Below are 12,937 nucleotides of genomic sequence, written 5' to 3'. Positions count from 1 at the left end.
TACCTGTCAACTCGATCGCTCCCTTAAAACAACTGCCCAGAAGGCGAATTGAACCTCTTGGGCAGTCTATCTTAAAACAGGATGCCGATCATCCAGATTATTTGCCAACTACCTGATTTTTTAGCTTATCAATCTCTTGCGACAGTTCTTGACGATCAGAGGCTTTCAGCAGATAGCGATAGACAAACCAGATGGCGTATCCAAAACCAATTAGCTCAAAGGTTGGCTCCAGCAAGGGAATTTCGTTAAGCGCGCTCAGGACGGCGAGGGTCAGTTTCACAGAGACGATCGAGCCAAAAATCAGACCCAGATTTACGATCGGCTTTTGGTATTCTGCAAAAAACTTGCCAATGTATTCGGGCAGCGCAGAGACAAAGGAGTAGGCTTTTTCACCAATTTCGCGCCATTGTTCATTATCAGCCGAGTTCATCGGTGCGAGAGTGCCCGCTTCGTCTGTGTTGATTGGCTCAATTACGCCACTGGGAGTAGCGGTGTATTCTGCTTGTTTCAATTCAGGTTCTACCATAGTAAATTCCTTGAGAACGACAATTGGGGCATCGACTGGACAAGGGCCAGCGATCGGACAGTAACAGAATTCAAGAACAGGTTTCGCTATCTTTCAAACATAGACGAACCAAAATTTGAACACGCCACTTGCAAGATAGATAATTACCCGAATATTCGGATTCTGTAAACTACATCTTTACTGAAGATAGTAGTAGATGTTTGAGAAGATGAATTCTATCAGAGGTGGAGTCTCCAGATTTTGCTCCATCCGCCCACTTAATCAGAAACCAATATTGTATTGATTTAAAAGCCAGAAAACTGAGTGAAAGCACTTATTTTTCCTCGACACCGATCAAACAAACGATACTTTCTCAAGACAGACACGTTGCTTTTTCCTAAAGAGGATTGATTCTAGGCGCATCTGGTTCGTCAGTATAGTACGAATAATAGTACAAATAGCTGGCTAAACCCTAATTGAAACAAACCGTTTGGATCGCCTGCCAGATTTCGTCGCTGACGTTGGCCAAGGCGTGATCACTCTCCAATTCAATGAACGTTACCCAGGGACGATCGCTGGCATAGTTTCGACTCGCCTGAATGGGGATCACGTCGTCCTCAACGCCATGCAAAATAAGTGTGGGAAGTGACCGCTGCAACCGACTTGTCTCATACTGACTGCAATCTACGACAAATTGATAATCCAGCGGCAACAGACGATCTGCTCCGTAGTGATAGACCGACAAGGAGGTGCCCGATCGCCACTGCTGCAACTGTCGCGATCCCAACTTGGGCAGCCAGTGATCCAAAAAGTCAAAAGCGGGGGCCAAGAGAATCAAGCGATCGACCTGTGGATTTAATTCTCCCAACCAGGCAGCGGTCAGTCCTCCAAAGCTAGAACCGATGAGGGTGACAGATTCCCCCGGCAAAAAGCTAGACTGCACTTGCTGAATCTGGCGAGTCAGCGTCAGATGTGTGAAATCGTTTTGATTGAGATCGGGAATGTGAAGGGTGAGATTTTGTTGAGTAAAGTGCTCGTAGAGATCTTGAGCCTTGCGCGATCGGGGACTCGAAGCAAACCCATGCAGATAATAAAACGTCACAAATCTTTACCCTTTCCTGGACGACGCATCCCTGGATTCCCGCGTTGATCCATGCGTTCAGCAAATTTTTGTCGCTGTTGAGGGGTCAAAACCTGACGCATTTCTAACATGCTGTTGAACTGAGTGTCTGCTACCTGCTGTCTTAGCGTTTGTGCTTCGCGATATTTCTGCCGAATCGCCTCAACGCTGGCATCTCCCGCCATCAACGCACGTAATTCTTGCTGTGACTGACGGGCCGCTTGGCGTTGACTCACCAACTTGTCCTGATACTGCTTACGAATCGATCGAATCTTCTGCATCTGGTCAGGCGACAGATCCAAGTCTCTTAACCAACCCATCCCCCGCTGTCTCACTAAGGGATCAGGACTTTGGGCAACTTCTTGTGGCTCACTCGCAGCGATCGTGTCCGGTGAAGACGCAGGCGCAGAGCCTTGTAGAGTCGGTCTAGCAAACACTACAGCACCTCCAAGAAGAATCAGGGCAGCGGCGATCGTGGGCAAGGGGCGGAGCATGGGAATTTGGGGGAGGGATGAGGGATGAGGGATGAGGGATGAGGGATGAAAAAGAAGTTTGTTACAGAGTCGGGAGAGCTAAGTAAATTCTGATTAATAGAGACGTTTAACCAGAAGTTTTGTCTGAAAGTCCGCCAGAATTGGGGGATTGGGAGGCAGAAGACACCAACAACGAAGCGAAAAATCTCCTCGAATTGACGTTAACTTACTGCTCGTCACTGACAGGGAGAAACGGGGTATCTGAATCGTTGACGGTGTTGTGCCAGTTAGTTTCCATAAAGTCTTCCAGAGAGGCGAGTTCGGTGGGGCTGGGTTGGGGAGGGAGAAAGGCGCGGTAGCTGAGGAAAGAGGCGGCCAGGGTGGCGGCGATCGCCGAAGGCACAACCCATAAATAACGCGGCCTTTGAGCAGGGGCCATCTCTGGAAGCGCAGACATCAAAGCATCCTCTAAATCCTCAGACGCAGGAGGCGAAACGGGGCGATGTTGACGTAAAAACTTCACAAGATCGGGATCGTCAGGAAACTGGCTCATATCTGCACTCCTTCTGTTTGCAGAAATTGTCTCATCGCTGCACGGGCATGAAATAAGCGAGACTTTACCGTTCCGATCGGAATCTCTAAAATCTCAGCCACTTCTTTTTGAGGCAGACTTTCTAGATCATGCAGCACCAAAATCGTGCGGTGGTCAAAGCTCAAGGTTTTTAAGCCTCGCTGCACCAGATCTTGATAGTGCAACTCCATGAGATCGGGCGCGTCCTGCTGAGTGGGCGCTTCACGGGTCAACGCTTCAAACCGCGATCGGCCTTTAGCAGCAAGCTGTCTTTGATCCGAGGCGACGTTCCAGGCGATGCGATAAAGCCAGGTCGAAAACTGAGCCGTCTGACGAAACTTGGGCAGCCCCTTCCAGGCTCTCAAAAACACCTCCTGTACCAAATCGTCTAACATGGCAGGCTCACACATCTGAAACAAAATTCCTCGAACGCGATGCTGATGTCGCTGATAGAGTTGCCGAAAACTTTGTCGATCGCCCTGGATACATCGCTGCACCAGATCTTGATCAGACCCCTCAGAATGACTGTGAGACGGATGATTGGCTATCACTTCAATCGACGCAGCTGACACCTGTGGATCTGCCTCCACCGGATTGATTCGTTATACCCTTTAGACGGGAACACAAAGAAAAGGGTTCAACCCTAACCCGTCAAATCCAAACGTAACGTTAGTTCAATGAACGTCTCCGATCGCAAATCTGGCAACGTCTTCTAAATCCTCCACCCTTGAGGCACTTTTGAGGGACTTTGAATCGGAAATCTTGTCTGAAAGTCCTCTAAAATTGGCAGCCTGGAGCAGAAGCGTAGAACATCGAAGCGAAAAACCCTCCTCGAATTCACGTTAAAAGTCGATCGCTCCGTAGATTGATCCATAATAAGATCCCCCAAATTGATACTGAATGTGATCCCATGTCTCCTCTTTCTGAGCAAGTTATTTTAATTACAGGTGCATCTGCGGGCATCGGTGCAGCCCTGGCGCGAGTTTTGGCTATCCACTATCCTGGGATTTGCCTGGTATTGGCGGCTCGCAGCGTAGAAAAACTCTCACAGGTTGCAGAGGATTGCAGCAAGGCGGGGGCAGACGTGCTGACCGTACCCACTGATATCGCTCAAGTCGAACAGATTCAGGCGTTGGTGGACGCAGCGATCGCTCGATTTCAGCGGGTCGATGTGCTGGTCAACAATGCAGGCTATGGGCAGATGGGGCCGATCGAGCTAATTCCTACATCCGCCGTTCAGAGACAATTTCAGGTTAACCTGTTGGGCACGATCGCCCTGACTCAAGCCCTGATCCCAATTATGCGAAACCAGGGCGGCGGCAAAATTATTAACCTCAGTTCTCTGGGTGGTAAGATCGCCTTTCCGTTTGGCGGACTTTATAGTGCGTCTAAGTTTGCGATCGAAGCCCTCAGTGATGCCCTGCGGCAAGAATTAGAGCCATTTAATATTCGGGTCAGCGTCATTGAGCCAGGGCCCGTCAGTACAGAATTTTTTGAGGTGGTGGATCGAGAAGTCGATCGCACGATTCAAAACCCCGAAAAATCACCCTATCGCGCAGCCTTCAAAAAGCTAGAAGATCTCGAAAAGCAAACCAGTAGTCGAGCCTGGACTTCAGAACGAGTCGCCAGCGTGATCATTCGTGCGATCGCGGCCCAACATCCCAAACCGCGCTATGTTGCTGCCACCAGCGGAAACTTCTTATTGTTCATGATGACCAAAGTTTTGCCGACCAGTTTGGTAGACAAGTTTTGGCAGAGATTTTATGGAATCGACCTCGTGGCAAAAGACTGGCAAGCCCAACAAAGGAGTCCAAAACAATGAGTTCAAAGAAACCCATCCGCAGACCCCATCGCCGTTCAATCTTTCACCCTCAACCCTCACCCCCCTCTGCAATGGATCTTCTCGAATATCAAGCTAAAGAACTCTTTCGGGAGATGGGCATCCCCGTTTTGCCGTCCCAAAAAATCGATCGTCCCAGAGATCTCAAAGCGCTAAAAATTCCCTATCCTGTCGTGATCAAATCTCAGGTTTATACAGGGGGACGCGGCCGGGCGGGGGGAGTGCGATTTGTCGAGAATACGATCGATGCCGTGGCCGCCGCGCAAACGATTTTTAACTTGCCCATTTTGGGAGAATATCCCAAGGTGCTGTTAGCCGAGGCCAAATACAATTCTGACCAAGAACTTTATCTAGCAGTTGTGCTAAACCGATCCATTCGTCGTCCGGTTCTGTTGGGGTCGCAAAAAGGCGGTATTGATGTGCAGTCGGCGATCGATGAAATGCAGCATGTCGTCGTCGATCAAGAATTTTCACCTTTTTATGCGCGTCGTCTCGCTCTCAAAATGGGCTTGCAGGGAGCCTTGATCAACTCCGTCAGCGCGATCGTCGAAAAGATGTATCGTCTCTTTGTAGACAAAGACCTGGATCTGGTCGAAATCAATCCTCTGGGCGTGAGTCCGACGGGTGAAGTGATGGCCCTTGATGGCAAAGTCACCGTCAACGATGATGCACTGGCTCGACATCCGGCGTTGGCGGCTATGCATTCTAAGCCGATCGTCCCCGTCCCCGATCGTCTTCCCGAAGTCAGTTCTACCCTTGATCCCGAAGGGCAAATTGGCATTCTCTGTAACGGCGCAGGGCTAACGATGGCCACAATGGATCTTGTGTGTCAGTCAGGAGGAAAACCAGCCAGCTTTATGAATATTGGCGGCGAGACTCACAACATCTGGCTCAAACATTCTCTCTCAGATCGACTAGAGCAAGGGTTGGATCTGATTGCTCAAAACAAACAAGTGCGCGTTATTTTGATCAACTTGATTAGTGGGACGGTTTCTTGTGACGAATTGGCAGCGGCGATCGCGCGGTTTCTACAACGCCACACCCACAACATTCGCAATATCAGCGAAGCAAGAGATGACTTGACACTCAATCGAGCCAATCGCCCTCCAATTCTGGTTGCCCGTTTAGTCGGGTCTCATCTATCTGAGGCAAATGAGCGCCTGTCTGCCACTCAGGCCTTTGTTAGCGAAGATTTGGATACCGCCGTTTCTCAAGCGATCGCGCTCTGCAAGTCAAATAAAAAGGGGACTTAATCAAAAATTAAGCGCTTCTTAACTTACAGTTGAATAAGTACTTCTACGGATCTTTCGCTGAAAGTTTGAGTCATTAGTCTTTCAGCTTAGAAACTTCAAAAATTGTGATCGACTCAGCAGAAATTTAAACCTTGCTGCGTCATAGTACCAGTCATAGCCTCTCGATCAACTATGCCAAATTGCCGAAAACCTCTCCATCTTTGTGCGTAGGAACTTCTGACACGCCTGCCCCAAAACCTGTTTTAGGGAGAGTTGCATCCCCATTCTGGTCATTCTATAGTTACTTACTCAAAAGCTATTTACTCAAACGCTCCTACAAGCAAAAGACTTTCAATTGACTCACTCCTTTATCCACCTTCTTAGAATTTTATGAATTTCACCCCACACAGTAAAGTTGTCGTGCAGGGCATCATGGAACCTCTGGGCATTACCTATGCTCCTTTAATGCAGGCCTACGGCACCAATATTGTTGCAGGGATCAGTCCAGGATTTGGAGGGCAGATGCTGCATGAGATCCCAGTGTTTGACATGCTGGAGCAGGCGCTTCCCCTGGTTGGTGCGATCGACACGGCAATCATTTGCAATCCTCCCTATTCAGCGCTGGATGCTGCTTTAGAAGCAATCGCGGTTGGAGTCCGCCAAATTGTGTTGATCGGTCAGGGAATGCCTCCGTTGGATATGGTGCGGCTGATTCGCAAGGCAGAAGCGACCGAAACGCTAATTGTCGGCCCAAACAGTCCCGGTGTGATTGTGCCGGGTCAAGTGCTGCTGGGTATTCATCCTCCCGAACTGTACAGCCCTGGCTCGATTGGATTGATCAGTCGGAGCGGCACCTTGACCTATGAAGTCGCCTGGTCGCTGACACAAGCTGGACTGGGACAATCGATCGCCGTCAGTATCGGAGGAGATGCGATCGTCGGTTCGTCATTTCCACAATGGCTCCAGATTCTCGACGAAGATGAGCAGACGGATGTGATTGTTTTGGTCGGCGAGATTGGAGGAGACAGCGAAGAAGCCGCCGCCCACTACATTGCAGAAGCGATCGATAAGCCTGTGGTTGCTTATATTGCTGGCAGAAGCGCCCCCAGAGGAAGAAGAATGGGTCATGCTGGCGCAATCATTGATTTGCAGGTGGCAGATTTTGGCCCAGATATTGGCACTGCCGAGAGTAAAGTCAGCGCCTTCAAACGTGCCAAAATTCCCATTGTCGATCGCCCCTCTGACATTCCCACGATGGTCAAGAAATTGCTGAAACTTCCTGCGCGGCGATCGGCTGGGTAACGACTGTGGATTTGATAAACCTGGCGAATTAATTCGCAGCTATGAGAACAAAACCCGCCTTCGCGGGTTAAATTTTTAGTTCAAATCTTACTGATGAGAGATCTGGGCCATTGCTCAAAAGGTGACTAGAGCAAAGCGTTTCATCGAATTGACGTAGATTTTATGGCAAAAGGACGGAGGAATTGGCGCTACATCTCCTGCTTTGGATAGGAGTTAAGGAACGCGATCGCACCTACGCTTTAAGTCAAGAATCTGCAAAAGCCATGACTCAAGGAAACAGCCTCACCTTGCCTGCTGGCACCGAGCCACCCGATTTTGAACGGGGTTCTATCTTCTTCATCGGCACCGCCACCGTAATTCTGCGCTATGCCGGATTCACGATTTTGACCGACCCCAACTTTTTGCATCAGGGCGATCACATTCACCTGGGATACGGGTTAACCTCGACTCGGCAGACTAACCCCGCGATCGACATCGAAAACTTGCCCCCGATCGATTTCGTTTTGTTGTCTCACAAACATGATGACCACTTCGATCGTATTGCCGAAGAAAAACTAGATAAAGGAGTGGCGATCGTCACGACTCATCACGCTGAGAAATCGCTGAAAAAAATCGGCTTTCGTGAAATTTATCCACTCGACACCTGGGACACGCTAACCGTTAACAAGGGAACTGCTTCGCTAAAGATCACGGCGATGCCTGGGAGACATGGCCCCGGAATCATGTCCGCGCTGCTTCCCAATGTCATGGGCAGTATGTTGGAGTTTCAGCCAACCCCTGGAGACACCAAATTTCGCTTATACATCACAGGCGATACGCTAGTCTATGACCAGATTAGAGAGATTCCAAAACGATTCACGAATGTGGATCTGGCCCTATTGCATCTAGGAGGCACCAGAGCCTTTGGAATTTTAGTCACAATGGATGCTCAGCAAGGAGTCGAGATGATTAAAATTATTTCTCCTCGTCGGGCCATTCCCATTCACTTTAATGACTACACCGTATTCAAGTCACCATTAGAAGAATTTGTGCAGGCCGTTGAGCAAGCTGGATTATCAGACCGTGTACATTATGTGAGTCATGGTGATACGTTTGCGTTTGAAGTTGCGGCTTATTTGCAATCAACTTCTTAAATAAAAATCAGTAACGAGTTATGAAAACAATCGAACCTAATGTAGCAACGCATCCAGATTTTAGACTAGCCACCGCTGGAGGAATTCTATTGGGCATGGGATTCGCAGGATTTTTTGATGGAATCGTTTTACATCAAGTTTTGCAGTGGCATCATTTGCTGACAAGTATTCGTCCGACTGATAGCCTTGCTGATCTCGAAGCCAACACCTTTTGGGATGGAATCTTTCACCTGGGAGCCTATGGATTGACGATCGCTGGACTCATTCTCTTGTGGTGGGCCAGACCGCAGCTACCTGAGTCGCCCAAATTTCTCAGTGGTTTAGTTCTTTTCGGATTCGGCTCGTTTAACTTGATCGAAGGCTTAATTAATCACCAGATCTTGGGCATTCATCACGTTAAGTATGGGCCGCATCAAACCGCCTGGGATATGGGATTTTTGGCTCTGGGAGTTCTATTTATGATTGGAGGCTGGTTGCTTTTTGATCGCGCCCGACCCAAGCCACTGTCTTCCAAAAGTTAGAGATTGCCAATCAGATGTATTAATCTCTGCTCATCATAAAGGGTGAAGAAAAATGAGGTAACGATCGCTACGATCAAGCTAAATTTGAAGAGGAAGATTCACCTTGAAACCAAATTTAGTTTCCAAGCAGGTCGATCTAAAAGAGTGCAAAATTCGCTATTTAGAAAGCGATCCGTCTAGAGAAACTCCGCCGATTCTATTTCTACACGGTTGGGGAATCTCAGCGCAGCCTTATCACGAAATTCTCACACTTCTGTCTCAAAACCATCACGTTATTGCCCCAGACTTACCTAGCTTTGCCGGATCAACACGCTCCGAACTGGTCGAAAGCTACGCCCATTACTCAGATATTTTGGTTTCTTTTTTAGACACGATCGCCATTCCAAAAGTTCATTTAGTCGGTCACTCCTTTGGAGGCGGAATTGGGGTCACGATCGCTTCTTTTGCACCCAAGAAAATTCAAAGTCTGGTGCTGGTTGGCTCTACAGGAATCCCCTCCGGATCTATTCCAGAAGTGCTATTGCGCCGAGTGATCGAGATGCCTTTACAGATATCAATTCCCAAACTACAGTTACAACTCGTTGAGATTCCTCAAGTCTTTCTGCCTAATTTAGTCTTTAACACTGGCAACTTTATTCAAGCGCTATTTCTTTCATTAGAAAAAGACCTCACCCCGCTGCTTTCTCAAATTCAGGCTCCTTGTTTGTTACTCTGGTCACGAAAAGATCTGACAACTCCCCTTTCGTCTGGTCAAGAATTTCATCGCCGTATCAAACACTCCAAACTAACGATCGTCGAAGAGGGATACCATGAGTGGAATCTATTGTATCCAGAGAAGTTCACCGCGATCGTTTCAGAATTTATCGAGCACAATGCGTCTTCCGTAAGAGGCGTTACGATCGCTTAAGGGGGCATAATTTAAGCTAATTAGTATTTCTACCCATACGAGCGATGAACTGCTCTCTACTTAACAATTCTGTGGTTGACCGTATTCTTGTCGTTGATGATGTTGCCGACAACTCATTCTTACTGCAAACTCTTCTAGAACTTGAAGGCTACCAGGTCGAAGTCGCAGACAGTGGCTATTCCGCACTCGAAAAAATTGAGTTAGAACCGCCTGATCTAGTTTTGCTAGATGTGATGATGCCAGGCATGAATGGTTATGAAGTTGCAAAACATATTCGTAAAAACCAGCAGCTTCCTTTTATTCCCATTTTGTTAGTAACAGGGTACGACTCAAATTCTCTACCTCAAGTGGATGAAGTTAGTGTCAATGGGTTGATTCACAAACCTGTTGTATTTGATGAGTTGTTAACAAGAGTTCAAACAATTCTTCACCCTGATCTCAACTAAAAATTTCACTTAAAATCCCGAAAAGCTAACTTCACCGAGAGCAAAGCATTTTCTAAACTTTTTCTTGGCTAAACAAGCTCTATCTCAAGATAGACAGAAAACTTTGAAGAAACCTTTTAGGATTTGAAACTAGAGGGATTCTTGTAGTTTAAGAGTCTTCTTCTCAGACACCTTGTTGATAGTTTGTATCTGCGCTATGGCAGAGCTTGGAGAGTTAGCGATGGACACCATTCGTGTGGCTTTAATCGAGGATCATGACCTTACTCGATTTGGTATTCGTGCCGTTTTACAACAGCAGCCAGAAATTGAAATTGTGGGTGAGGCGCGAGACGGCCGATCGGGACTAAAAATGCTCGAAGCGACCCGTCCTGATGTGGCGATCGTTGATGTGGGTCTGCCGGATATGACTGGAATCGACCTGACTCAGCAGTTTAAGCAGTCACAGCCAACCGCAGATGGAACTCCCAAAACTCAAATCTTGATCATGACGATGCAAGACAACGAGGAGATCGTTTTGGCCGCCTTTGCGGCTGGAGCAGATTCTTACTGCATGAAAGATGCCAGTCTGACGCGCTTATCAGATGCCGTGAGAACAACTGCCGAAGGAAACGCCTGGGTCGATCCGGCGATCGCCAGAATTGTCTTACATCAGGTTCAACAAGAGCCACCAACTTCCAGCAAAAATTCTGTCAACAGCACGATTAACATCAATCGCCTCTCCAATGAAGACAGCGAAATGATGCTAACGTATCCCCTAACAGAGCGAGAGTTAGAAGTTCTCAAACTGATTGTCGATGGATGCAGTAACGCTCAAATTGCAGAGAAACTGTACATTACGGTTGGCACGGTCAAAACCCATGTGCGAAATATTCTAAACAAGCTCTGTGCAGACGATCGTACTCAGGTAGCCGTGCGTGCGTTGAGAGCCGGACTGGTTAGATAAAAGCGCGTCACGAATTGGGGTTCCCTTAAAGAATGCAGAAGTTTGGGGAAAACGGTTTGACGCACCTCTACAAGACCCTTTAGAACAGATCTTGTAGAAAGATTCTACAAATTAGCCAGTAGGGTTCTAATCTGCTCAACCCGTTTACGATTGACACCCAGATCGCTTTTGCCCAATCGAGACGCAGACCGCACCTGAATCACATTGGCAGAGTGATCGAGGTAAAACTCTACGTCATCTACAAATCCCATTAGGGCGCTGGTAAACTCGGCATACAGATAGTCTTCGCGCTCGATGACAATTTGAGTTTTGGGCAGCGACTCAATGATTTGTTTGAGTTGGGCGATCGCCTGCTCTGGTGCAGATGAGTAGCTCAAAGGGGCAATCTGATGTTCTGCGTCTCCGGCCTGACTACACACACAGTTGGGCGTATCGGGACAGGGTGACAATTGACCATCTTTTACCCCTAGCGTTGTGGGTCGTTTTCCTGCAAACATCGGCATCACATTAAATAAAACAGATTGAATAGAATATGCAGATTTTAACGTGAATTCAATGCAATCCTTCAGTGCAATGTTTCAACAAGAAAGAACCTAAATCTGCAAGTGAGGGACGTTGGAATAGAAAGCTTGAATGGATTACAAGTCAACACTCTTAGGAATGAGAATTAAATAATATCGAATTTTGTAGCGTAGGTTGAGTAATCGCGAAACGCACCGCCAATGATTGAAATTAGTGCGTTTCGCGTCTCTCAATCCACTCTAAGCAATTGTCGGTTTTATTAGACCCACAGTCCCTAGTGAGTTAATAATTGTCCAAATGACGTTAATTGAATTCGGGGGCATCAGAGCTATTCAGTTATCCTGCCTTTGCTTGCAAATAGCGCCGTCCGACTTCTGTCCAGTTGACTACGTTCCACCAGTTGCTCAAATATTCAGGGCGACGGTTTTGATACTTTAAGTAATAGGCGTGCTCCCAGACATCATTGCCCATGATTGGGTATAGGCCTTCCATCACAGGCGTATCTTGATTGGGCGTTGACATGATTTGAAGTTTGCCACTGCGATCGTGCACCAGCCAGACCCATCCACTGCCAAAGCGATCGGCTCCTGCTTTATTGAACTGTTCCTTAAATTTCTCAAAGCTGCCAAAGGTTTTGGTGATTTCTTGGGCAAGCTCGCCTGTGGGTGCGCCACCGCCTTTGGGACTCATGATTTGCCAATACATCGAGTGATTGACATGTCCACCGCCATTGTTGCGAAACTTAGTGCGAACCGCTTCGGGCACCTGATCGAGTTTTTGCAGCAGCGATTCAACCGTTTGCTTGCTCAGATCGGGATACTCTTTGAGGGCATCATTCATATTTTTGACATAGGTTGCATGATGTTTGTCATGGTGCAACTGCATCGTCTGCGCGTCGATATAAGGTTCTAATGCATCGTAGGCATAAGGCAGAGGGGGCAACACCGCAGGATTAGCGCTCAGTCCCGCAGAAGCCGCTGGAGCCGCTGTAGGTTTGGGCATCGAGGGGGCTTGAGCGTTTGCCTGATAGCTGACAAGCAGAAATGACAGCATGACTCCGATCGCAATCAAGCTGATCTGCTGAAAAAACTTTCTCATGAAGGCTAGACCTCAAAGTTGGGACATCGGACAACAGGAAACAACGCCATGAAAACACATTTATTCCAGGCTCGCAGCTTAGAATCGCAAATTAAACAAAATCGTTATCTGTCGCAAACATTCAGCCCCAATGCAAACACTATCGTTCAATCTGCATCAACCTGCATGAATCGCGAGTTTAGCGATCGTCGCCGCCCGTCACATCTGCCCAAGTAGGGAAATTCGGCGTTGCTGATTGGAGGGATGAATCTGTGGGAAGTGTTAATCTCTTCGCCCCCTAAATCCCCCAAAATTGGGGGACTTTGAACCTTGGGTTTCCCGCCG

15 protein-coding genes are annotated in these 12,937 nt (G+C 47.8%); 8 read left to right on the top strand and 7 right to left on the bottom strand.

Annotated elements, in window-relative coordinates; genetic code table 11:
* Positions 1–97 precede the first annotated feature (97 nt).
* From ACKFKF_RS12530 to ACKFKF_RS12510, 5 genes are all read right to left on the bottom strand, one after another.
* Positions 98–526, bottom strand: coding sequence for a CAAD domain-containing protein (locus tag ACKFKF_RS12530; RefSeq protein ID WP_446858207.1), 429 nt, complete (start codon positions 524–526; stop codon positions 98–100).
* A 451-nt stretch (positions 527–977) separates the two neighbouring features.
* Positions 978–1,607: a YqiA/YcfP family alpha/beta fold hydrolase gene (locus tag ACKFKF_RS12525; RefSeq protein WP_446868013.1), complete on the bottom strand. Its 630-nt coding sequence runs from the start codon at positions 1,605–1,607 to the stop codon at positions 978–980.
* Positions 1,604–2,119, bottom strand: coding sequence for a Spy/CpxP family protein refolding chaperone (locus tag ACKFKF_RS12520; RefSeq protein WP_446868012.1), 516 nt, complete (start codon positions 2,117–2,119; stop codon positions 1,604–1,606). The genes ACKFKF_RS12525 and ACKFKF_RS12520 overlap by 4 nt, the downstream gene beginning before the upstream one ends.
* A gap of 205 nt (positions 2,120–2,324) precedes the next feature.
* Positions 2,325–2,651, bottom strand: a complete 327-nt coding sequence (locus ACKFKF_RS12515) for a hypothetical protein (protein WP_446868011.1) — start codon at positions 2,649–2,651, stop codon at positions 2,325–2,327.
* Positions 2,648–3,241, bottom strand: a complete 594-nt coding sequence (locus ACKFKF_RS12510) for a sigma-70 family RNA polymerase sigma factor (RefSeq protein WP_446858203.1) — start codon at positions 3,239–3,241, stop codon at positions 2,648–2,650. Before ACKFKF_RS12510 ends, ACKFKF_RS12515 begins: the two co-directional genes overlap by 4 nt.
* A 338-nt stretch (positions 3,242–3,579) precedes the next feature.
* Between ACKFKF_RS12510 and ACKFKF_RS12505 the strand changes: the two genes are divergently transcribed.
* From ACKFKF_RS12505 to ACKFKF_RS12470, 8 genes are all read left to right on the top strand, one after another.
* Positions 3,580–4,491 (top strand): SDR family oxidoreductase, encoded by a 912-nt coding sequence (locus tag ACKFKF_RS12505; protein WP_446868010.1) that lies wholly within the window; start codon positions 3,580–3,582, stop codon positions 4,489–4,491.
* A complete protein-coding gene (locus ACKFKF_RS12500; RefSeq protein WP_446868009.1) occupies positions 4,488–5,762 on the top strand; it encodes an ATP-grasp domain-containing protein in 1,275 nt (424 codons plus the stop codon). Before ACKFKF_RS12505 ends, ACKFKF_RS12500 begins: the two co-directional genes overlap by 4 nt.
* Before the next feature lie 369 nt (positions 5,763–6,131).
* A complete protein-coding gene (locus ACKFKF_RS12495; RefSeq protein WP_446868008.1) occupies positions 6,132–7,043 on the top strand; it encodes a succinate--CoA ligase subunit alpha in 912 nt (303 codons plus the stop codon).
* Between the two features lie 182 nt (positions 7,044–7,225).
* Positions 7,226–8,176, top strand: coding sequence for an MBL fold metallo-hydrolase (locus ACKFKF_RS12490; RefSeq protein ID WP_446868007.1), 951 nt, complete (start codon positions 7,226–7,228; stop codon positions 8,174–8,176).
* A 20-nt stretch (positions 8,177–8,196) separates the two neighbouring features.
* Complete coding sequence (locus ACKFKF_RS12485; protein WP_446868006.1) at positions 8,197–8,697, top strand: DUF2243 domain-containing protein; 501 nt, start codon at positions 8,197–8,199, stop codon at positions 8,695–8,697.
* A 103-nt stretch (positions 8,698–8,800) separates the two neighbouring features.
* On the top strand, positions 8,801–9,604 hold the full coding sequence (locus ACKFKF_RS12480) for an alpha/beta fold hydrolase (protein WP_446868005.1): 804 nt from the start codon (positions 8,801–8,803) through the stop codon (positions 9,602–9,604).
* A gap of 44 nt (positions 9,605–9,648) precedes the next feature.
* On the top strand, positions 9,649–10,050 hold the full coding sequence (locus tag ACKFKF_RS12475; protein ID WP_446868004.1) for a response regulator: 402 nt from the start codon (positions 9,649–9,651) through the stop codon (positions 10,048–10,050).
* A gap of 220 nt (positions 10,051–10,270) precedes the next feature.
* Entirely contained in the window at positions 10,271–10,993 is a 723-nt protein-coding gene (locus ACKFKF_RS12470) for a response regulator (protein ID WP_446868054.1), read from the top strand.
* A 104-nt stretch (positions 10,994–11,097) separates the two neighbouring features.
* Here ACKFKF_RS12470 and ACKFKF_RS12465 read toward each other — a convergent pair whose 3' ends face one another.
* Both ACKFKF_RS12465 and ACKFKF_RS12460 read right to left on the bottom strand, forming a co-directional pair.
* Positions 11,098–11,490, bottom strand: coding sequence for a DUF1499 domain-containing protein (locus tag ACKFKF_RS12465; protein WP_446868003.1), 393 nt, complete (start codon positions 11,488–11,490; stop codon positions 11,098–11,100).
* Between the two features lie 361 nt (positions 11,491–11,851).
* Positions 11,852–12,613, bottom strand: a complete 762-nt coding sequence (locus tag ACKFKF_RS12460) for a superoxide dismutase (RefSeq protein WP_446858193.1) — start codon at positions 12,611–12,613, stop codon at positions 11,852–11,854.
* Between the last annotated feature and the right edge of the window lie 324 nt (positions 12,614–12,937).

The organism is Phormidesmis sp. 146-12 (genome assembly GCF_052939495.1).
Note: the sequence above shows the minus strand (reverse complement) of the source record. Positions and strands in the feature narration are given on the sequence as shown.

Excerpts from the sequence above, each read along its gene's own strand:
- ACKFKF_RS12515 (WP_446868011.1), bottom strand. The coding sequence starts at position 2,651 with ATGAGCCAGTTTCCTGACGATCCCGATCTTGTGAAGTTTTTACGTCAA.
- ACKFKF_RS12505 (WP_446868010.1), top strand. The coding sequence starts at position 3,580 with ATGTCTCCTCTTTCTGAGCAAGTTATTTTAATTACAGGTGCATCTGCG.
- ACKFKF_RS12470 (WP_446868054.1), top strand. The coding sequence starts at position 10,271 with ATGGACACCATTCGTGTGGCTTTAATCGAGGATCATGACCTTACTCGA.
- ACKFKF_RS12520 (WP_446868012.1), bottom strand. The coding sequence starts at position 2,119 with ATGCTCCGCCCCTTGCCCACGATCGCCGCTGCCCTGATTCTTCTTGGA.
- ACKFKF_RS12530 (WP_446858207.1), bottom strand. The coding sequence starts at position 526 with ATGGTAGAACCTGAATTGAAACAAGCAGAATACACCGCTACTCCCAGT.
- ACKFKF_RS12495 (WP_446868008.1), top strand. The coding sequence starts at position 6,132 with ATGAATTTCACCCCACACAGTAAAGTTGTCGTGCAGGGCATCATGGAA.
- ACKFKF_RS12500 (WP_446868009.1), top strand. The coding sequence starts at position 4,488 with ATGAGTTCAAAGAAACCCATCCGCAGACCCCATCGCCGTTCAATCTTT.
- ACKFKF_RS12460 (WP_446858193.1), bottom strand. The coding sequence starts at position 12,613 with ATGAGAAAGTTTTTTCAGCAGATCAGCTTGATTGCGATCGGAGTCATG.
- ACKFKF_RS12465 (WP_446868003.1), bottom strand. The coding sequence starts at position 11,490 with ATGTTTGCAGGAAAACGACCCACAACGCTAGGGGTAAAAGATGGTCAA.
- ACKFKF_RS12485 (WP_446868006.1), top strand. The coding sequence starts at position 8,197 with ATGAAAACAATCGAACCTAATGTAGCAACGCATCCAGATTTTAGACTA.
- ACKFKF_RS12475 (WP_446868004.1), top strand. The coding sequence starts at position 9,649 with ATGAACTGCTCTCTACTTAACAATTCTGTGGTTGACCGTATTCTTGTC.